This window comes from Gluconacetobacter entanii, from assembly GCF_013155425.1.
In the GTDB taxonomy this organism is placed as follows: domain Bacteria; phylum Pseudomonadota; class Alphaproteobacteria; order Acetobacterales; family Acetobacteraceae; genus Novacetimonas; species Novacetimonas entanii.
The window spans coordinates 1-19,458 of the sequence record NZ_JABJWD010000113.1 but is presented as its reverse complement, the minus strand read 5'-3'; the positions used below and the strand labels follow the sequence as shown (position 1 = coordinate 19,458).

The window sequence follows — 19,458 nt, the reverse complement described above, 5'->3', positions numbered from 1 at the left end:
GTTTCAACGGTGGACCATCGACAAATTCCCACGGTAGCCTGAACTGAATAAGGCCAGAATACTGGCGTGGCGGAATAGCGGCTTGTCTGGCGGGGGGGGGAGGAGATTGTCCGCTTTTGGGTCAAGGCCACCAATATACGATAAAGTGCATTTTTGAAGATGATTGCGCAGGTAAATAGGGTTCAATGCAGTTGTCGAAAATATGACATTGGTCCATTCTCACGCTTCTTGGCTTTCCTGCTTACAAGATGCGCGGACAATTACGAGTGAGTGGACGTGGACATTAGTATCTTTTGCGACGAATCCTGTCACCTTGAACATGACGGGCACAAAATTATGCTGTTGGGCGCTGTCTGGTGTCCAACGGAGGCAGTGCGCCCGATCTCGGAAGCAGTGCGGGTACTTAAGCGGCAATATGGGCTAAAGGCTCCAGACTCCACCTCCCATGGGTTCGAGGTAAAATGGTCGAAGGTTGGGCCCGCGAAGGCTGAATTTTATGAAGAACTCGTACGATTATTTTTGACTGACGAACGACTTCATTTCAGGGCCGTGGTAGTACCGAACAAGGATTCGCTTGATCACAGCGCTTTTAATCAGTCGCACGACGAATTTTACTATAAGCTATATTATACATTACTAATTCGAATTCTTGAAAACAACAAGAATTTTTATAAAATCTATTTGGATATAAAGGATACGAGAGGGGGGCCAAAGGTTAAGAAATTACACAAATATCTTTGTAACTCCCTTAAAGATCAGGATTGCAAGATTCTTAATCGTGTAGAGCAGATCCGCTCCCACGAGTCAGAAATCATCCAACTGTGCGATCTTCTTCTTGGTGCTATTTCCTATTACAACAGAGGCGAAGTTGGAAGTTCAACCAAGCTGAAGCTAATTGACACGCTGGCTACGTATCGTCGCTCACATCCACGCGATTTGAGTAGCACATCCTACCTGTCAGAGCAGAAGATTAATCTTTTCTATTGGGGTGCTGCGCGAGGCCCGCAATGAGCTACCCCGACCTGATCCTGCTTGAAGATTATAATGGAGACTGGGCTGCATATATCAACGCGGTATATTCTTCTTATATTTCTGAACTTGTAAGAGCTAAACTTAATGTTTTTAGTAAGCCACTCAGCTTCAAACATGCGCCTGCCACCGATGGAAAAGGATACGCGTTTTGGCATGCTGTATCAGAAGGGGTCGCCTCCGGATTGGAAGCCGACCGTATCCCAGACTTAAGACGATGCGAGCGCATTACCTGGCCCGCGCACATGATAGCGACTATCAGGGACGATGGTAGTGCTGGCGACATCGTATGGTGGCGCTCTCCGAATAAACCGAAGCGCATAATCATCTGGATTAAAAGTAAGTATTATGCCGTAATTCTTGAGGAGCGTGAGACTTATTGGATGTTCTGGACAACTTATGAGGTAAACTCACACCGAGCTCAGACGTTCGCAGAGCAGCATGCGGAATACTGGAACTTATAAATGGCAAGGGCCGCCCAAAGGCGACCCCGTTGCTCCTTCCACGCATGGTGGATGAGACTACCAGTTTATTTAGCGTTTTAACGCCAAGTGTCAAGTGCTCATAGCTTTCGAAAAATCGGACCGCCTTCAGCATATAATTACAGAAAGAACTGAGTTAGCACGTCCGCTTTCGGAATATAAATCGGTCGTCTGGATGTCCGAGACGAGGCGACTACCGCCTGTCTGCTTTCTTCCCCTACCCGACCAGGAGACGCACCTTCTCGCGGACGGCTTCCAGCTCGCCCCCTGTAACCTTGCCCTTCATTTTTGCTCGGCGCGCTCGCCAGTCGAGGCTTCTGACCTGATCAGACAGCACAACGCTCGCAGGCTGACCGTCGAGCGGAACTTCGAACGGGTAGCCTTTGATGCGCGTAGTCGTCGGACAGCAGACTATCAATCCTGACTTTGTGTTGTAGGAGGCAGGAGATAGTACGACGGCTGGCCGGTGGCCGGCCTGCTCACGACCTGCCTGGGGATCAAACTCCAACCATACGATATCCCCGCAATCCGGCACCCATTCTGGCGTCACCAGACCTCACCGCCGGTCGAGGGCCCAAACTCCATCTCCCCATGACGGTTTTCATCTGTAATTGCTGCTGTCAGGCTCTCCAGAGACACCCTTTCCCGGCGAAGAGGCTGGATGATAATCCGCCCGTCTTCCTCTCGAACATCGACAGGCTGGTCGATCTGAAGCTGGACGGCTTCAAGAATGCTCGTCGGCAGACGAATGGCGGCGCTATTGCCCCACTTGCGTACTGTTCCATGCATGAGGCTGTCTCCATGTATCTACTTAGTAGATACGGTGTATCTGTCCAATCCGCAACCCAAAGTGTTTACGAGGTCTGGTTCGCCCTGATTTTTCTCCAAAGAGGACAGACCGCTCCTTCCCCAAACTAGATCCAGTCTTCAGACCGTAATCCTTCCACTCTGGTGAACTCTCGAAGGTTTCCTGTTATGACAAGGAGACCTTTGCTTCGCGCTTGCCCGGCGATCATCAGATCATAAGGGCCAATGACACATCCACGGCTCTCCAGATCGGCACGTATTTCAGCTGTATGGGCCGCCGCCTCATCATCGAATGGAAGAACGGTAAGGCGTTGCGCGAAAAGCTCCACTGCCCGGCGGGTCCTGGCGGGATCCTGTGATTTTTCAGCACCATACAAAAGTTCATACAGCACAACGTCAGATATGCAGAGCGCTTCTGCATTGGCGTTGAATTTCTCCCGCAGGCCAGCAGGGCGATCTCGCAATACCCGTATGCAAAAATTGGTATCAAGGAGGTAACGCAACATCAGAAGCTCTCGCGTTCCTGCATTTCCGGTTGGTGTCGTGGTCCCAGATCTACGCCCGGGGCTGCGAAGAAATCGTCCCACGCAGCGTTAGCTGGCGCGATAATGCGGCGCGCACCATCGGGAATGATTATGACCTCTCGCAAGCTATCCTCAAATGCAACAGCCTTGGGAAGACGCACAGCTTGAGATCGATTGGACAGGAACAGAGTTGTGCGGCTCAGCATGACACCCTCAAATTGTATATACGAATGGTATATACAAACGTACAGGCCTTGAAGCAAGTCAATTTATGTCATTGCCGCTACGCAAGGCGTGACAGCTTTCGACATTGGGAATCCCTACGCTGACCTTCCGCATATCCCCCCATTGCGGCCAAAGAGCGCTATTTTTGCAGCATCATTTCCGCCATCCCGTCCAGCCGTGCCTTATGACGCTCCCAGTCCGGCATGACGCGTTCCAGAAGGGACCAGAAGGCCGGGCCATGATTGTGCTCCTTCAGGTGGCACAGTTCGTGCAGGATGACGTAATCAATGCAATCGCGTGGCGCTTTGACCAGATGCGGGTTCAGCGTGATGGCACCACCCGGTGAACAGTTGCCCCACTGGGTCTGCATCACCTGAAGCTTCAGGGCTGGGGGCGTTGTCACCCACAGCGTTGTGGGGAGAAGGGCAGACAGGCGATGGCAGAAGACCTCCTGCGCCCGCGTAAAATACCACAGGTCCAGCAGCTTTTTTATCCGTAAGGCGCTGCGTTCCTGCACGCAAACCTCCAGCCGCCCCCGCAGCATCCGCACGGTCTCTGGAGCCTCAGGCTGATGATGCACCTTCAGCAGGTGCCGCCGTCCCAGATAGAAATGACTTTCCCCGCTGACATAGGCACGCGGCGTGGCATGTTCCTGCACCGCCCGGAAGTCCCGCAGCTTCTGCCAGATCCAGCGGGTTTTCTGGTGTAGCGCTTTGTCCAGATCAGCCCCTGTCGTGCCATCTGGTACACAAGCCTCCACATTCAGGTCAGGATGCACCCTGATCCGCAGCGTCGTGCCAGGACGCGCACGGGGGATCAGGTTCACGCGGATCTGCTCACCGCCATAGGTCAGAATGCGGTGTGTCCCGTCGCCCATACTCAGCCACGCGGCGGATCAGCAGGCCCGGCCCGCATGATCTGAATGACCTGCTCGATGATCTCCTGCGCCCTGTCCACGCCAAAGCCCGCTTTCTGGCCCGCGCTGAACAGAAGCGGCAGTAGCTCCTTCCTGACCGCCTTTTCCATATCCGGGCGGCTGAGCGAGTTCTCCCGCACGGCCTTGTCCACGATCTGGTCAATCTCGAACGCCAGATCAATCCAACGCTGGTTCTCGGCGTCTGTCTGTTTGTGGTTGAAGATGGCAGCGAGTGTTTTGAGGAACACGCCATAATAGGCCTGGGCATGCCGGTGCCCGTCAAAAACAGAGGGGATATTCTCCAGCCTGCGCTGGGCCACCTGTTCCTCAAACTCCTGGAACAGCATGAACTGCTTGAGCGGATGGTCGAACAGGCTTTCCGCCTCCTCGATCACCTTGCGCAAAAGGGCCGAGAACGCCTCCTTCGCATAGGGATCATTCTGCATCTCGTGGTCGATCATCTTCGTCACACGGGTGCGGATCAGGTCCGTCTCATTGCGGGTTTTCTCCTCGCTCCAGTTTGCAGGTTCGTTGTCGTCCGGCTTCTGGCCCATCCTGCCGACGGCATACAGGCCTTCGGATTCATGCACCTTCACGCCCGCCACATGCCGGTCGAGCAGCTTTTTCACCTGCTCGGCATACTGGTCGAAGTCCACCGTCTCGCCTGTATCCTGCAACACCATCTGACGCAGGTTGGTCAGCTGCTTCAGTGTCTCCTTGTAGGTGGCCCGGTCCTTTTCCGTGAAGCTGGTGTCTTCAAAGAACGCCACGGATTGCAGGGCCACTTTCAGGCAGGCGGCAAACTTCGTCAGCGCCTCATAGAAATCATCCCGGCGCTTGAGGTTCACGTCCACCATCTGGCCGTGTTCCTCCACCATACGCGGCATGAGCACGGACCGAAGCTGCTGGAGATCGCTCCTGTTCTTCACGCCGTCAAAAATGGCCCACAAGGCTTTGTGCAGGGCCGGGAGTTCGCGGTATTCCGTGCTCATCTGGCTATACAGCCCGGCAATGTCCCTGGGGTCATACCCGCCGACATTCTCGGCCGCCAGTTCGTCGTATTTGGCCAGTGTGGTGTCCAGTTCCGCCAGAATGCCGCGATAGTCGATCAGCAGCCCGTGCTTCTTCTGGTCATGTAGCCGGTTCACCCGCGCAATGGCCTGAAGCAGATTGTGCTGCTTGAGCGGCTTGTCGATATAGAGCACCGCGTTCTTCGGCTCATCAAACCCGGTCAGCAGCTTGTCGACCACGATGATCAGCCTGAGGTCCGGGTCATTCTCGAAGCGCTCGATGACCCCGCGCGTGTAGTCATCCTCGCTCTGGCTGCCGACATTGTCCTTCCACCAGGCCTGGATTTCGGGCTGCCTGCGTTCATCCACTTCCGTATGGCCTTCACGCGTATCGGGCGGGCTCATGACGATGGCGCTTTCGAACAGGCCGACCTCGTCCAGATACTGCTTGTAGCGGATGGCGGAGAGCTTGCTGTCACAGGCCAGCATGCCCTTGAGGCCGCTGTCGATGTTGCTGTCAAAATGGGTGGCCAGATCCATGGCGATCAGCCGGATGCGGTCATCGGCCTTGTAGACCTGATTGGCGCGGGCGAAGCGCTTCTTGAGGTCCGTGACCTGCTCTTCCGTCAGCCCCTGTGTGATGCGCTCGAACCACGCATCAATGGCCCGGTCATTCACATCCAGATCCGGCTTGCGCTCTTCATAGAGCAGGGGCGTCACAGTCCCGTCCGCGACGGCCTGCTGCATGGTGTAGGAGTGGATGATTTTGCCGAACCGGCTTGTCGTCTCACTCCCCTTGAGCAGCGGCGTGCCGGTAAAGGCGATAAAGGCGGCATGGGGCAGAGCATGCTTCATGCGGGCATGGTTCTCACCGCCCTGACTGCGATGACCTTCATCCACCAGCACGATGATGTCCGCGCTGTCGTTATGGCATTCGGGATAGCCAGTGGCGGTGTGGAACTTGTTGATCAGCGAGAAGATGATGCGTTCCTGCCCATGCCCGATCTGCTGCGCCAGGCGGCGGCCTGAGGTGGCCAGCGCCTCTTCCCTGTCCTTCCTGTCCGCCAGTTCGCCGCCGGTGGAGAAGGTGGTGCTCAACTGGCGTTCCAGATCCTTGCGGTCGGTCACCACCAGAATGCGGCACTGTTTGAGGTCTTCATCCAGAATCAGCGCCCGGCTGAGGAACACCATGGTGAAGGACTTGCCCGAACCCGTGGTGTGCCAGACCACGCCGCCTTCACGCCCGCCATCGCTGCGACGGGTCTTGATGCGCTCCAGCAGGCGCTTGATGCCAAAGACCTGCTGATAGCGGGCGACGATCTTGCCCGCCTTGCGGTCGACCAGCGTGAAGAACCGCGCCATCTCCAGCAGGCGCTGGGGCGAGAGCAGGCCGATCAGCAGCCGATCCTGATCCGTGACATGCAGCGGGCGGGAGGCCCAGTCCTCGAACCACGCCCGGTCCGACGCCTTGCGCTCGGCAAACAGCGCATCTTTCTGGTCAGCCGAAAGCGGCGTATTCTTGAGCGCCTCCATCCGGCTTTCGGGGATGTCCTCTTCCTTCCAGCTGGCCCAGAACTTTTTGGGGGTGCCACAGGTGCCATAGCGCCCGTCATGCCCTGTGATGGAGAGCAGAAGCTGGCTGTAGGCAAAAAGCTGGGGGATTTCATCCTTGTTCTGGTTGCGGATGCTCTGGGAAATCCCGGCCTCCACGGTCGGGCCTTTGCCCGGCTGGCCATCGGGCCGCTTGGCCTCGATTACCGCCAGCGGAATGCCGTTAACGAAGCAGACGATGTCCGGCCTGCGGGTCTGTGTCAGATCCGTGCGCAGGACGCTGAATTCCTCGGTGAAGGTAAAGCTGTTGTTTTCCGGGTTCTGCCAGTCGATCAGCGCGATGGTCGGGTTGGCCTGACGTCCGTTGATAAATTCCTTAACCGCAATGCCGAACAGCAGATGCGTGGTCATTTTCTCATTGGCGTCCCGCAGGCCGGAGACAAAGTCCGGGTGCGTGACGTGAGAGACCAGTATGTCGATGGCCTGATCGGACAGGGCGTGCGCCTCGCCTTCAAAGGTAAAGCGCCGCTTTTTCAGTTCCGCCCGCAGGAGCGTGTCCAGCACCACGGCGTCCTGCCTGCCGCCCCGCAATGCCAGCGCCTCGGATGGCGGCAGAAACCGCCAGCCAAGCGTGCTGAGCAGAGCCAGGGCCGGAAGTTTGGCGCTGTATTCTTCCTGAAATTTCGGGGCGGGAGCCATGGTGTCAAATATCCTGCAAGCTGAAATATCTTAATTGACCCTCACGCGGCGCTTGCCCGTGAGAAGCTGCTGCATCAGGGCTTTCTTCTCCTGACGCAGACGCGAAAGGTCGGATTCAATCGCTGTGATTTCTTCGTCCGCTGTGGTCAGGACAGCAGCGATGGCCCGTTGTTCGGGGAGTGTAGGAATATTTAAAATATACAGATCACGGATAACACTTGGATGTGCCTTTGTTTGATAGTCGAAATGAAGTTTTTCATGCAGGAATTGGAGCTGAGAGCATAAAAATTTATAGTTCAAATTCTTCTGATCGACGCGCATGTATCCAGATACATTTGTGATAGAGAATTTGTGCTTTTTACGATGAAAAAAATGTCCACCACCATCTACCGACCAAGAAATTAATTCTTCATCGAACATATAATGCCCATACGTTCCCATAAGGCCACAATTTTTAACAGATGACGAATATATGGGGTTTTGTCCGGGATGAGCCGCAATATCTTTTTTAGATATAACATTGCCTCTACCTAGTTCTAAAAACCCCTTTTTTTCCAATTCTCCAAGAGCAATATTTTTCCACTCCCCTGTGAACCCCGGCAGGCGTTTTTTGCCTGTGAGGAGTTGCTGCATGAGGGCTTTTTTCTGCTGCTGGCTGTTGGCCAGAAGCTGGCCCAAACCCTCAATCGCACGATCCCACGTCGAGAGGATCGCCGCGATCTTCTTCTGTTCGGGGAGAGGAGGGAGGAGAAAAGGAAAATCTTTTATTTGCTGCGCGCTTATATGAGGCACTGCAGTTTCTGTTTCGACAGATTTCACATAATTTTCGAATGAATATCCTGAAAAATACTGTTTGAGCAGGCTCTGACAAAGAGTAGGGAGAGCTCGAATTCGTGAAACGCGTTGGACCAACAGGCAGGGAAGGTCAGCACTTTTTACTTCTGCGACCTTAAGGCCTGAAGTGACCCACGTTCGATCCATGGCGATAACGAAGTCGCCTTGTTGGAGCGAATAGCGTGTTAGATTATGAATTCTATCAGTCGGCCAGAATTTTGCGTCACGCCAACGTAGTTTGCCCGGTTCAATATTGTCTCCCCGCAAGAGTCTAATATCAGTTGGATCGTTGCTGTATTCCGCACTTTTAAAAGGATTTCCGCTTAAAAGATCAATATGACCTTCAAAGGTTGTACGTTTCCACCCCTCAGGAAGCATAACCCAGCTCCTTCAGGTAAGCATCCATCTGCGCTTCCAGCTTTGCCAGTTCCGCCTTGATCTCCGCCCGCTCTTTCCGCACGGCGTTCAGGTCGATTTCCGCTTCTTCCTCAAACGTATCGACATAACGCGGAATATTCAGGTTGTAGTCATTTTCCCTGATTTCGTCCGGCGTGGCGAGATGGGCGTATTTATCCACGTCCCTGCGGGCGCGGTAGGTGTCCACGATTTTTGAGATGTTCTCTTCGGTCAGCACATTCTGGTTCTTGCCCGCCCTGAACTCACGGCTGGCGTCAATGAACAGCACGTCCTTCGTCTTGCGGTCCTTCCGGAAGATCAGGATGGCCGCCGGAATCCCCGTGCCGAAGAACAGCTTTTCCGGCAGGCCAATCACCGCATCCAGCAGGTTTTCCTCAATCAGCTTCTGACGAATTTTGCCTTCCGAACTCCCCCGGAACAGCACGCCGTGCGGCACGACTACGCCCATGCGGCCGGTGCGGTCTTTCAGGGTGCTGATCATGTGCAGAATAAAGGCGTAATCGCCCTTGGTCTTGGGCGGCACGCCACGGGCAAAGCGGTGATGCACATCTTCCGCCGCGTCTTCATGGCCCCATTTATCGAGACTGAAGGGCGGGTTGGCCGTCACCACGTCAAAGCGCATCAGATGGTTCTTGTCATCCAGCAGCTTGGGGTTGCGGATGGTGTCGCCCCATTCAATGCGATGGTTGTCCTCGCCATGCAGGAACATGTTCATCTTGGCGAAGGACCAGGTCGAGCCAATGGCTTCCTGCCCATACAGGGCATAATCCCGGCTGCCCTCGTGGTTCTGCGTCACCTGCCGCCCGCATTTCATCAGCAGGGACGCCGAGCCACAGGCCGGATCGCAGATGGTCTCGCCCGGTTTCGGGCTCAGGATACGGGCCAGCAGTTCACTGACTTCCGGCGGGGTGTAGAACTCCCCCGCCTTCTGCCCGCCACTGGCGGCGAAGTTCTTGATCAGGAACTCGTAGCCATTGCCGATCACGTCCAGATTGCCCACGCGCGAAGGGCGCAGGTTCAGGTCCGGCTTGTGGAAGTCCTCCAGCAGATGGCGCAGGATGGTGTTCTTCTGCTTCTCGTCCCCCAGCCGGTCAGAGTTGAAGCTGATGTCCTGGAAGACGCTCTTGCCTGCGTCCTTCAGTTTGGTGCCGTTGGCTTCCTCAATGGCGTGCAGGGCCTTGTCGATCCGCTCGCCATTGCCGGGGGCGTTGCGCTCTTTGTAGAGGGTATAGAAATCCGCCCCCCTGGGCAGCACGAAACGTTCCTGCGCCATCATGGCTTCGATCAGGTCCGGATTGTCGCCATACTGTTTTTTGTAGCCGTCATAATGGTCCTGCCACACATCGGAGATGTATTTCAGGAACAGCATGGTCAGCACGTAATCCCGGTACGTGTCGGGGCTGACGGTGCCACGGAAGGTATCGCAGGCGCTCCACAGCGCCTTGTTAATCGTGTCTTGTGAAATCTGCTCGGTCACGAACTCAGATCCTGTTTCAAAACGTAAGAAAAAACGTCAGCCCGCCAGAAGGTCTCTGGCAAGCCCGGTCATGATCTGCTGGCTGGTCTGGCGCAGGCGGTGCAGCAGCGCATCCTCGCGCTGCATGGCGCGGGCCAGCCCGATGATCTGTTCCTGTCGGGGAAGGGGTGGCAGTGCTACCGGCACGCTCTCCAGCGCTGGACGGGCAATGTTGCGCACCAGGGTGGAACTCTGGGCATTCTGCTCCAGATGCCGCTGGGCCGGTTCCTGATTGAGCCACCAGACCAGCCAGGCGGGCAGCACGTCGGACCGCGTCACGCGCAGCACAAAGAAATGGGGGGCTGCCACCGCCTGAAGGCTGCCGATGCGCCCATCGACCAGAACGGCCTGTGACACATTGCCACGGGCCGGAAAGAGGATATCGCCCGGACGCAGCCAGTCGGGTTCACGACGGCCCGACACCTCGGTCCGCACACACGACGCCCAATCGACACCGGAAGGCGAGATATCGCGCATCTGCACGACGACTGTCCCGGCCCCTTCGGCCGGATCAATCCGCCCCCTGAACGACCATCCTGTCGAAACGGTGCAGAGCGCAGAAACCGATATTTTCTGGACATGAATGGCGTTGGTCATGAAGGCATCATGGGCAGGGAGCCTGACCCTGTCAACTGAATATATTTTGCACCATCGCGATTAGTGCAGTTCGTGGCCGCGCCTTCTCGCCGTGTTCCTTTCATACCCACCGGACAGGCATCACCCCACTATCCCGACGTGATCGCAATCTGCGTTTTCGCTGACACGTCAGAAGAACGTGTTAACAAAATCCGGTTTTGTTAACACGTAGCGCCCGCAGATCTTCTGGATCCACCCGGCCCATTCAGGCCAGAGAAAACTCTGGCAGGTACGTCATCACCTCACTGAAGACATGTTCCATCCGGGACCCAATTTCCACCATAGCTCCCGCCTCGACAAAGGCGAGGTCACTCTTGATGATCAGGCGGGCAAGTAGCCCGAGTTCTGGCTTAAGGGGGTAGGGTTTTCCAGCTCCTGTTTCCGCGTGCCAGCACCAACGGTGCAATGGTGTATGAAGACCAGGTATTTATGGGTAGGCGTAATATCGGTTCCGGGTATGTCTATAGGTCGTGGCTGGGAAGGCCGTCAGGGCCACGTTCGTCCTACGACCCATCCGGCCGGATGGTCAGGACGCAGGGCTGGTCCACCTTCGTCTCGTTGGCCGTTTTCTGGCAGGAGGCGATCCGGTCCTGACTGGCGTCTACAAGCCGGTTGGCCCGGACTATGCGCCGCAGGCTTTCGGGATTGTCGGCCTCCATCATCTGCACCCCGGACTCCCACCGATCCTGTCCGCCCACGATAAAGGAGGCTACCCGCGTCCCCAGTGACGACGGCAGGAGATACGCCAGAACAGGAGATAACCCGATCCCTGCAACCAGACAGGCCAGCCCGACCTTCAGCACCCACCAGCTTTGCCGGTCCCGGGTGCGTGCCTGCCCGACAATGTCGGTCAACTGCTGCCGCTCCGCCTGAACCGCACGGATCGCGGTATGAAAGGCGGCCTGTATATCCTGACTGACGGAAAGCCCCGCCTGTCGCACCCCCTGGCCATAGGCCTGCGGCGTCATCTTCAGCGTCGGGCAGGCCTCGATCGCCTTCATGCGCGCGCCCACGTCGTTCAGGGCTTTGACCAGTCTGGCCAGGTCCGGCGTATAGTCTGGCGGCCGGTTGTCCCGCCATGCCTGCGGCAGGGCTTCCACGCTGCGCCGGAGCACCGTCATTTCGGCGCACAGATCCTCAAAGGCACGGGCTGCCGGATCCGTCTCGCTCATGATGCCTCTCCTTCAGTAATGAAACCGGCACTGGGCAATCTCGATCCGCTGATCCTCTCCCGCGCGACCCTGAACCCGGTAGACCAGACGATGTTCTCCCGTAATCCGTCGGGACCACCACCCGGAAAGCTGCCCCTTCAGTGGTTCCGGTTTGCCCAGCCCCTGAAACGGATGCCGCCTTACATCCTCGATCAGGGCATTAACCTTCCCAAGAACAGCATGATCTGACTGGAACCAGGAAAGATAATCCGCCCAGCCATTTTCATGAAAAATGACCTTCACGCCGACGGCTCACCCTGCGGCTCCAGAAGATCACGCTCGGTCGCCACCCCATGCTCGATGTCACGAATGCTCCCCAACAGCCTCTCCGCGTTGCGTGGGCTGCTCAGGAGATGCACGGTCTCCTGCCAGCCGGAGAATTCTTCTTCCGACATCAGCACGACACTGCCTTTCCCGGTCTTACGCGTCACGACAATCGGCGCGCGGCTGTTCACGGCTTCGTCCAGATAATGCGCCAGGTTCTGGCGCAGGTCGGTATAGGAAACACAGGTCATGATCGGTCCTCCATGACCATTATAACGTACAGTTTTCTGTACGTCTCCTGTTTTACATCCCCATATCCATATCCCGCCCCCTGGAGCGCGACAGCGAGCGCGTGCGCTGCGGCTGCAATCCCTGATCGAGCGTCGATCCCTTCCGGACGCCCACTTCATGCCCCTTCTGCCGCAGGAGGGACTCAAGCTGCGCGTCCCGCTTCAGCTCCTTAAGCGCCACACTTTGCTGCTCGCGGCTCAGCCCGTCCCAGGTCTTCACAAATCGCGCCGCCCGCAGTTCTGGACTTGTCCGCACCTTGTCCTCATGTTCCAGCCCCTCGACCAGCCTGCGCGCCCGTGCCGGCCCTTCCAGCCCGTACAGGGCCTGCCGGATCTCCGGCTCATGCTTCACGGCGGTTTCCAGAGCGATCACCGCCCCTGGCCGTAGCCCTTCCAAGGCCGTGCTGGCGTCAAGCCATGCCTTCTTCTGGTGCTCCAGCACCGGCAGGTCCTGCTCCACCATGCGCCCGATATCCCGCACCGCTCGCGCATACTGCTCCACCGCCTGGTGGAGCGGATCACTCCCCGGTACAAACCCGTCCAGCCCGGCCGGCACCTGCTCACGCTGCACACGGGGCAGCCTCAAACCAGCAAAGGGCGAGGCGGGAGCCTCACGCTCAACCCCACCCTTCCCGGCCCCGGCATCCATCCCGGCCGACACGTCTTTTTCCGCCGTCCGACGACCCAGCCGCACGGACAGGTCCAGCCCGTCGAATATCCCGCGTTTCTGCTGTGCCGGTGCCGGATCTGATTTACGGACCGCTTCGGCCTGCCGGTCCTTCGGGGGGCCAGAGGCAGCTTTCTCACACCCCACCACAATCTCGCTCTCGGGAACAGACAGCCCCCGCCGCAACGCAAACCCGGCATCCTTCTCCCGACCCTGCGGGTAATCCAGCGTGGTATCCTTCAGCCGCTCGCGCGACAGCCGCTTCACCAGCCCGTCCCGGTCGCCCACGTCATCCCGGCCCCAATGGATACTGACGCTCTCCCGATGCCGCGACAGCGCCACATACGCCCCGTGCCGGTCCATGCTGCCCGTCGCCAGCACATGCGCCCGCTCCACCGTCACACCCTGCGATTTGTGGATGGTGGCCGCATAGCCATGATCCAGCGCGTCATAATCCGCCACCGACACGGACACGACCCGGCCACGCCCGGTCCCATCCGGCCCATCAAGCTGCACCGACAGCACGAGATCCCCGGCCTCGACCGACCCCGTAATACCCCGCACCGTGCCTAGCGTGCCGTTCTTTACCCCCAGCGCCCGGTCATTGCGCAGGAAGTAGATACGCTCCCCGTCCGCGAACACCCGCTCGCCTTGCGCGGTCGGTACCAGCACGTCGTCACCCAGCTCACCCGCGTCCCTGCGGATCTCGCGCGCCGCCTCGTTCAGCGCCCGCACATCGACACGCCGGTGCGCCAGCATGATCTGGCTGTCCTCTGGCGCGGCCTGACGGGCTTCATCCCACCCGGCCACAACACCGGCACGAGCCTCTTCCAGGGTCTCATGCCCGCGTACAAGGCCAGCCGCCTCATACCGCCCCAGTGCCTCACCCGTCCGCCCGGTCGCCAGCTCCTTCGTGGCATCCTGCTGCCAGTCTTCACGCTGCCGGCGTACGGTGGTGATTTCTACCGACCCGACCCGCTCGGCCACCGCCCGGAACGCGCCACCAGCCTCGATCGCCTGCAACTGCTCGGGATCACCCACCAGCACCACCTTGGCCCCGGCACCGCGCGCGGCTGACAGCACCCGCTCCATCTGGCGTGACCCCACCATGCCGGCCTCGTCCACCACCAGCACGTCCCCGCGCTCCAGCAGGTCGAACCCGCGTTCCCACGCACGTTCCAGGGAGGCCAGCGTCCGGCTCTCGATCCCCGACCCCGCTTCCAGACCTTCCGCCGCAATCCCAGACAGCGCCGCCCCGCGCACCCGATACCCGGCCTCTTCCCATGCCGCGCGGGCGACACCCAGCATGGTGCTCTTCCCCGTCCCGGCATACCCGACCACCACGGACAGGTCGCGGGACTTCGTGACCTCACCCACCGCCAGCGCCTGCTCATCCCCAAGACCAGAATGCTGCATCGCCGCCCGACGCACCGGCAACGCCACCGCATGCCCCTGGGACTGCCCCATCGCCAGCGACGCTTCTTCCAGCCGCTGCTCGACCCCGATCATCGCGCGCGTGGAGAACCGCTCCCGCCCCTGTCCGTCTTTCCCGAGGGCAACCAGCTCCGGACACGCCTCCACCCGAACCATGACCGCACGGAACTGTTCCGCATCCGCCGTCTGCCGGTCCACGAACCGCGCCAGATCCTGCCGGGTAAATGTGCTCTGCTGTCGCGTCAGCGCCTCCAGCGCCATATGCGGTTCCGACAGCAACTTCTCGCCATTGCGCCGCGCGATCTCCAGATGGTCAGCAACCCGCTCCGCATCCTCGCCCCGCTCTTCCCGACGCATCCCGGCCGGACCGATCTTGTTCTGCGGCTCAAGGTCAATCCCCTGTGCCGCGAACGACCGATGATCGATCCGCACATCCAGATCCAGCTCGGCCAGACGTTCATTGGCAAGCGACGCCCACCGCTCCCGCCATGTCAGCAGCAGGTCCTTGTCATTCCACAAACGCTCTTTCGCACCGAACCCGATGGAAGGCTGATTCTGCGCCAGCCCCAGACCTTCATGCCGCAGCCGTGCCGCCGCAATCAGTCGCGCCGTTCTTCCAGCCGCTGCAAGCGCTTTTCCAGCGTCGAGAGCTTCAGCAGGATGCCACGCTGTGTCTCTCTGATTTCCGTCAATAGACGGATCATGAGCTTGAGCGGATCGTCCTCCCCTTTCTGCTCCATCAGGTCCAGGATCCGGCGCGAAGTCGTATGCGCCCCTACCGCTTCGTTCAGGATGCGGGATTCCGTCTCGTCTTCCATGCACAGCCTCTCCGGTTCTGACTTCGATCCGTCGTGTGGACAGCATTACATGGGCATGGGGCTTCGCCTGTCCGTCTTCGCCAATATCCCAATGCACATTGAGATCGGCCACCATGCCGCGTTCCACGAACTGCTCGCGCACAAAATCCCGTGCCAGCGCGATCCCCTGCGCCTGGTTCATTTCGCGCGGGATTGAAAACTCCACTTCGCGGGCAAGCTGGGCATCCTTGCGCTTCTCGATCGCCTCAACCTCGTTCCAGAGGGTCGCACGATCGAGAAACCGTTCCGGCGCGCCATCGGGCAGCAGGATCTCGGAATGCACCACGCCGCTCTTGTTGGAAAAGTCATGGTCGCGATCCAGCCGCAAATCATGCAGGCGGGACGCTGCACGATAGGCCGCCGCCGCCACGGCGCTCCGGCCGGTGGCGCGGCTGATGACCTTTGCATGCAGGTGATAGATCGCCATGAGCACGATCCTATCACACCTCTTAAGCGCACGTCACGAAGTGACGTATAAGCGCGCACTCACATTTTACTGCGCTACAGGGATTGATTACTCTGGATGAGTGACGCGGTTCTCGTGTGTGTGATAGAGTATGGCACAGACCAGCAGGATAGGGGATCGAAAATGCGCAAACCACGGGACATTGATGCGGAACTGAAGGCGCTTCAGGAAAAGGCGAAGCAGCTCAAGGCGCAAAGAACCCTCCAGCTCGGTGAACTGGTCGAGGCGACGGGAGCCGATACCCTGTCGATCGAGACGCTGGCCGGTGTGCTGCTGGCGGCTGTCGAACAGGCGGACGGCAAACCCGAAGCCGTTGCGAGGTGGACCGAACGGGGAACGGCGTTCTTTCAGGCTGGCGCAAAAAAGGGCAGCCGGAAAGGAAGCGGGAACGATCAGGACGGCGCTTCTGGCGCTTGAAAGGCGGATCAGGAAGCACGCGGCCCTGATCCATCGCCATCAGGCACGAAAGGCACGCACTGACATGCGCGACTGGGCGAAAGCGCGACGGGAACGTACCCATCATCTGATTGAGCTGGGCGGACTGGTCCAGAAGGCGGGACTGGTCGATCTGACCGATGATGACCGCGCTACCCTGTTCGGGGCCTTCCTGGATATTGCGGGGCAGCTTCGGGAGGGCAGAAATATCGCTTCAGGCGACCTGAAAACACGCTGGAGACGCGCGGGGCTTCATGCTTTCGATGCAGACCGGGAACAGGACTGACTGCGAAATACGATTATCTGATCTGTCCGCTATCGAATGCAAACGAAACCTTGACCCAGAATGGGAGAACCCGGGCCATGTATTACGGCAAGAACGCCTTTTCTCTGCTCCTACGTTACACCCTTGCCCATGAGATCGCAGAGTGGGGATGGGACATCGGCGACCATACATATGGGGCCGAAGGTTCTCCCATCATCATAGAAGCCGAATATGCCGGCCTGAAGATCGGGAAATATTGCTCGATTGCCCGCGAGGTGCTGATGATCCTGGGCAACCATCGCCCGGATACGATCACCACCTATCCATTCAAGAACCAGTGCAATTTCTGGCCCGAAGCAGCAGATGCAACCGATGACCATTCCACCAAGGGGGATATCGTCATTGGCAACGACGTCTGGATCGGCGCACGGGCCAATATCATGTCCGGAGTGACGATTGGATCCGGGGCGATCATCGCCACCGCAGCCGTGGTGACCAAAGACGTACCGCCTTACGCCATAGTGGGCGGCAACCCGGCCCGTGTCATCAAATACCGCTTCCCCGAAAAGACCATCGAGCGTTTGCTTGCAGTCGCCTGGTGGGACTGGCCTGAAGCATTGATACGAGAACGGATGCCCCTCCTGATGAGCGACGATATCGACGCTTTCCTGTGCGCTTTTGGAAAAGAGCCCGGACAGGAAAAATCATGATGCAAAACCTGTTTTTGCTCCTTGTTGTCCTGCCGATCCTCTTCCGGCCTGCTTCAGGCTTTGCCCAGGGCAGAGGAGACTGGCTGCCTCAGTCGGACGTTAAATCTCCCTATGCGGCCTTGTCTGTTCCGACAGCACTGAAGCCGGTGCCGGATTCTCTGGCGAGCCTGTTGACCAAAGGCTATCTGATCACGACCACAGCGGATTATGGCGGCTCAGGAGCCCTCTTCACGCTGGTCTGGCAAAGACAGACCGTAATCTGTGTTCTGACAGCGCCTGTGCCAGGCACGGATCAGAACGTCCCGACATCGCGCTGCTGGGCCCTGAACTGAGTTTTGCAGGCCGGACAGGTTAGAAACCGTGTCTTACGCGACATCCCCTGGCTGACCGATGACGACCGCGCAACCCTGTTCGGAGCCTTCCTGGATATTGCAGGGCAGCTTCAGGGCAGCGATGATACCGCTTCGGTTGACCTGACAGCACGCTGGAGACGTGCGGGGCTTCATGTCTTCGACAGGCACCGGAAACAGGACAGGACAACAGGCAGACGTGACCATGACCGACCACGAGACACGATCATCCGGAGCTGACACAGTGCGCGAGCTTACGACCCGGATTGTCACAGCCTATGTCAGGAGTCACACGGTTCCGGCGGATACCCTGCCCGGCCTCATCGCCACGGTGTTTCAGGCGCTCGGAAGTCTGGGACAGGCGACGACCGAAACACCGGATCTGGTGCCGGCCGTACCTGTGAAGAAATCAGTCTTTCCAGATTACATTGTCTGCCTGGAAGACGGAAAAAAAATGAAGATGCTCAAGCGTCACCTTCACACCGTCTATGGCCTGACGCCCCAGCAATACCGGGCAAAATGGGGCCTGCCGGAAAGCTATCCGATGACCGCCCCATCCTATTCGGCACAACGGGCTACCCTGGCACAGGAAAGCGGACTGGGGCGGACCATCAAGGCGACACCGGAGCCTTCGCACATACCGGAAGCTGAAGTTCAGGTCACGCGCCTGCCAGAGAAGAAACGCGGACGCAGGCCAAAACTGGCCTGAAGGTCCAGACTAGGAGAAACGGGACATGAAGACGGATCATACCGATCGCGATGACTGGGAAGCCTGGAAGGACGAAGCGACACGCCGGGCACTGGTCGAGGCTGATGCCGGATTGTTCATCAGTGGTGAAGCGGTGAAGGCATGGGCGGCTAGCCTCGGTACCGATCATCCCCTTCCCCTGCCTGAACCCGGGCAATAAGGGGGACGCTCTCGCACACCACAGGAAGGTGACGCAGAGTGCAATGGTTACGACTATCCCTGATGCATTGATGGAACGACCGTTTCACGACCCTACGGCTACCCTTGTGACGACCCATCGACATACCCAAGGCCGACATCGCGCCTACCCATAAGTAGTGGTTCTTCATACACCATTGCACCACTGGTGCGGATGCTCAGGCACCTGCCTGCCGGATCTGGGCGATCATTTCATCGGCTGTGATCTCTCCGCGCTGGCGTGCATCCATGATTGCGGTGAGCGCCCTGTCATGAGGGAGCACATGCGGATCATCGGGTGTCGCCGTATGAGCGGCCCTGCCATGCGGGGCCGGAAAGGTTATGCCCGTCACATCGGGATTGCGCGTAAACATCCCGGCCAGGATCTGGTCTGCCTGCTGGATGTAATTGCCTGGGACATCTCGGGATACGCGCGCGGAGCCGGCCGAGGTGGTGATGTCGAGGCTGGCGACATGCGGCAGGAGATCGAGGATGCGCGTCAGGGCTTCGATATCCTGCTGTGTCAGCAGGGTTCCCCCGTCCCCGACCACGAGCAGCTGCCAGGGCCGCTTTTGTGGCAGTGTTCCGGGATTGGTGCTGCTGTCGGGACTGTCCTTCATGACGATGACCCTTTCTCCGGAACGTCTTCGATGCCCTGCTGCTTTCTGAGCAGGGCTTCATAATGCTCCACGGACATGATGACGAAACGCGGCTTGTGGTGCCTGGTGATGACTACAGGTGCAACGGCGGCCGCTTCGAAAAGATCGCTGGAAACGCTTTCATGGAGCATGATCCAGATATGACGGATTATCTGGAATATACAGGAAACCCGTATTTCCTGCCAGAAAGAGGCCATCGTGTGGAAAGTACGCTAAACAACGTTTAGCATGAACAGTAGAAGAACGTCTGGGTAGCGTGATCTTGTCTGAGGGCAAGTC

General features: G+C 58.3%; 23 protein-coding genes and 1 pseudogene. 9 read left to right on the top strand and 15 right to left on the bottom strand.

The window, feature by feature from the left end:
* Positions 1-276: 276 nt before the first annotated feature.
* Entirely contained in the window at positions 277-1,011 is a 735-nt protein-coding gene (locus HNH97_RS16050; RefSeq protein WP_171791553.1) for a DUF3800 domain-containing protein, read from the top strand.
* Positions 1,008-1,493: a hypothetical protein gene (locus HNH97_RS16045; RefSeq protein ID WP_171791552.1), complete on the top strand. Its 486-nt coding sequence runs from the start codon at positions 1,008-1,010 to the stop codon at positions 1,491-1,493. The genes HNH97_RS16050 and HNH97_RS16045 overlap by 4 nt, the downstream gene beginning before the upstream one ends.
* Before the next feature lie 235 nt (positions 1,494-1,728).
* Here the strand turns inward: HNH97_RS16045 and mazF are convergent, their stop codons facing one another.
* The 13 genes from mazF to traA all read right to left on the bottom strand — a co-directional run bounded on the left by mazF (position 1,729) and on the right by traA (position 15,796).
* Positions 1,729-2,061: an endoribonuclease MazF gene (mazF, locus tag HNH97_RS16040; protein WP_110560841.1), complete on the bottom strand. Its 333-nt coding sequence runs from the start codon at positions 2,059-2,061 to the stop codon at positions 1,729-1,731.
* Positions 2,058-2,300, bottom strand: coding sequence for an AbrB/MazE/SpoVT family DNA-binding domain-containing protein (locus HNH97_RS16035; protein WP_116702823.1), 243 nt, complete (start codon positions 2,298-2,300; stop codon positions 2,058-2,060). The genes mazF and HNH97_RS16035 overlap by 4 nt, the downstream gene beginning before the upstream one ends.
* Before the next feature lie 125 nt (positions 2,301-2,425).
* On the bottom strand, positions 2,426-2,824 hold the full coding sequence (vapC, locus tag HNH97_RS16030; RefSeq protein WP_171791551.1) for a type II toxin-antitoxin system tRNA(fMet)-specific endonuclease VapC: 399 nt from the start codon (positions 2,822-2,824) through the stop codon (positions 2,426-2,428).
* A complete protein-coding gene (vapB, locus tag HNH97_RS16025) occupies positions 2,824-3,048 on the bottom strand; it encodes a type II toxin-antitoxin system VapB family antitoxin (RefSeq protein WP_110560861.1) in 225 nt (74 codons plus the stop codon). Before vapB ends, vapC begins: the two co-directional genes overlap by 1 nt.
* A gap of 158 nt (positions 3,049-3,206) precedes the next feature.
* The gene (locus tag HNH97_RS16020; protein WP_171791550.1) at positions 3,207-3,944 is read right to left on the bottom strand and encodes a M48 family metallopeptidase; all 738 of its coding nucleotides are present in this window, start codon (positions 3,942-3,944) and stop codon (positions 3,207-3,209) included.
* A 2-nt stretch (positions 3,945-3,946) separates the two neighbouring features.
* Positions 3,947-7,243, bottom strand: a complete 3,297-nt coding sequence (locus HNH97_RS16015; RefSeq protein WP_171791549.1) for a type I restriction endonuclease subunit R — start codon at positions 7,241-7,243, stop codon at positions 3,947-3,949.
* A gap of 30 nt (positions 7,244-7,273) precedes the next feature.
* Positions 7,274-8,455 carry a restriction endonuclease subunit S gene (locus HNH97_RS16010; protein WP_171791548.1) on the bottom strand — a complete coding sequence of 394 codons (1,182 nt, stop codon included), beginning with the start codon at positions 8,453-8,455 and terminating at the stop codon, positions 7,274-7,276.
* Positions 8,445-9,971, bottom strand: coding sequence for a type I restriction-modification system subunit M (locus HNH97_RS16005; protein WP_171791547.1), 1,527 nt, complete (start codon positions 9,969-9,971; stop codon positions 8,445-8,447). Before HNH97_RS16005 ends, HNH97_RS16010 begins: the two co-directional genes overlap by 11 nt.
* Before the next feature lie 36 nt (positions 9,972-10,007).
* On the bottom strand, positions 10,008-10,607 hold the full coding sequence (locus tag HNH97_RS16000) for a restriction endonuclease subunit S domain-containing protein (RefSeq protein ID WP_171791546.1): 600 nt from the start codon (positions 10,605-10,607) through the stop codon (positions 10,008-10,010).
* A gap of 542 nt (positions 10,608-11,149) precedes the next feature.
* Positions 11,150-11,818: a DUF6118 family protein gene (locus tag HNH97_RS15995; RefSeq protein ID WP_171791545.1), complete on the bottom strand. Its 669-nt coding sequence runs from the start codon at positions 11,816-11,818 to the stop codon at positions 11,150-11,152.
* 12 nt (positions 11,819-11,830) lie between these two features.
* Complete coding sequence (locus HNH97_RS15990; RefSeq protein WP_171791544.1) at positions 11,831-12,100, bottom strand: Txe/YoeB family addiction module toxin; 270 nt, start codon at positions 12,098-12,100, stop codon at positions 11,831-11,833.
* A complete protein-coding gene (locus tag HNH97_RS15985) occupies positions 12,097-12,372 on the bottom strand; it encodes a type II toxin-antitoxin system Phd/YefM family antitoxin (RefSeq protein ID WP_034928502.1) in 276 nt (91 codons plus the stop codon). The genes HNH97_RS15990 and HNH97_RS15985 overlap by 4 nt, the downstream gene beginning before the upstream one ends.
* A 52-nt stretch (positions 12,373-12,424) precedes the next feature.
* Positions 12,425-15,796, bottom strand: a complete 3,372-nt coding sequence (traA, locus tag HNH97_RS15980; protein WP_171791543.1) for a Ti-type conjugative transfer relaxase TraA — start codon at positions 15,794-15,796, stop codon at positions 12,425-12,427.
* 96 nt (positions 15,797-15,892) lie between these two features.
* Here traA and HNH97_RS15975 point away from each other — a divergent pair, with 96 nt between their 5' ends.
* From HNH97_RS15975 to HNH97_RS15945, 7 genes and pseudogenes are all read left to right on the top strand, one after another.
* Positions 15,893-16,252: a conjugal transfer protein TraD gene (locus HNH97_RS15975; RefSeq protein ID WP_171791542.1), complete on the top strand. Its 360-nt coding sequence runs from the start codon at positions 15,893-15,895 to the stop codon at positions 16,250-16,252.
* A 64-nt stretch (positions 16,253-16,316) separates the two neighbouring features.
* Positions 16,317-16,556, top strand: a complete 240-nt coding sequence (locus HNH97_RS15970; RefSeq protein WP_171791541.1) for a conjugal transfer protein TraD — start codon at positions 16,317-16,319, stop codon at positions 16,554-16,556.
* 77 nt (positions 16,557-16,633) lie between these two features.
* Positions 16,634-17,245, top strand: coding sequence for a CatB-related O-acetyltransferase (locus HNH97_RS15965; RefSeq protein ID WP_171791540.1), 612 nt, complete (start codon positions 16,634-16,636; stop codon positions 17,243-17,245).
* Complete coding sequence (locus tag HNH97_RS15960) at positions 17,242-17,577, top strand: hypothetical protein (protein ID WP_244949501.1); 336 nt, start codon at positions 17,242-17,244, stop codon at positions 17,575-17,577. The genes HNH97_RS15965 and HNH97_RS15960 overlap by 4 nt, the downstream gene beginning before the upstream one ends.
* 51 nt (positions 17,578-17,628) lie before the next feature.
* A pseudogene (gene traD / locus HNH97_RS15955) lies at positions 17,629-17,835 on the top strand (conjugal transfer protein TraD); the annotation flags it as partial.
* Positions 17,801-18,304: a MucR family transcriptional regulator gene (locus tag HNH97_RS15950; protein ID WP_171791538.1), complete on the top strand. Its 504-nt coding sequence runs from the start codon at positions 17,801-17,803 to the stop codon at positions 18,302-18,304. The pseudogene traD and the gene HNH97_RS15950, both read left to right, overlap by 35 nt.
* 25 nt (positions 18,305-18,329) lie before the next feature.
* Entirely contained in the window at positions 18,330-18,503 is a 174-nt protein-coding gene (locus HNH97_RS15945; RefSeq protein WP_171791537.1) for a hypothetical protein, read from the top strand.
* A gap of 196 nt (positions 18,504-18,699) precedes the next feature.
* Here the strand turns inward: HNH97_RS15945 and HNH97_RS15940 are convergent, their stop codons facing one another.
* Positions 18,700-19,140: a hypothetical protein gene (locus HNH97_RS15940; protein WP_171791536.1), complete on the bottom strand. Its 441-nt coding sequence runs from the start codon at positions 19,138-19,140 to the stop codon at positions 18,700-18,702.
* Complete coding sequence (locus HNH97_RS15935; RefSeq protein ID WP_171791535.1) at positions 19,137-19,310, bottom strand: type II toxin-antitoxin system prevent-host-death family antitoxin; 174 nt, start codon at positions 19,308-19,310, stop codon at positions 19,137-19,139. Before HNH97_RS15935 ends, HNH97_RS15940 begins: the two co-directional genes overlap by 4 nt.
* Between the last annotated feature and the right edge of the window lie 148 nt (positions 19,311-19,458).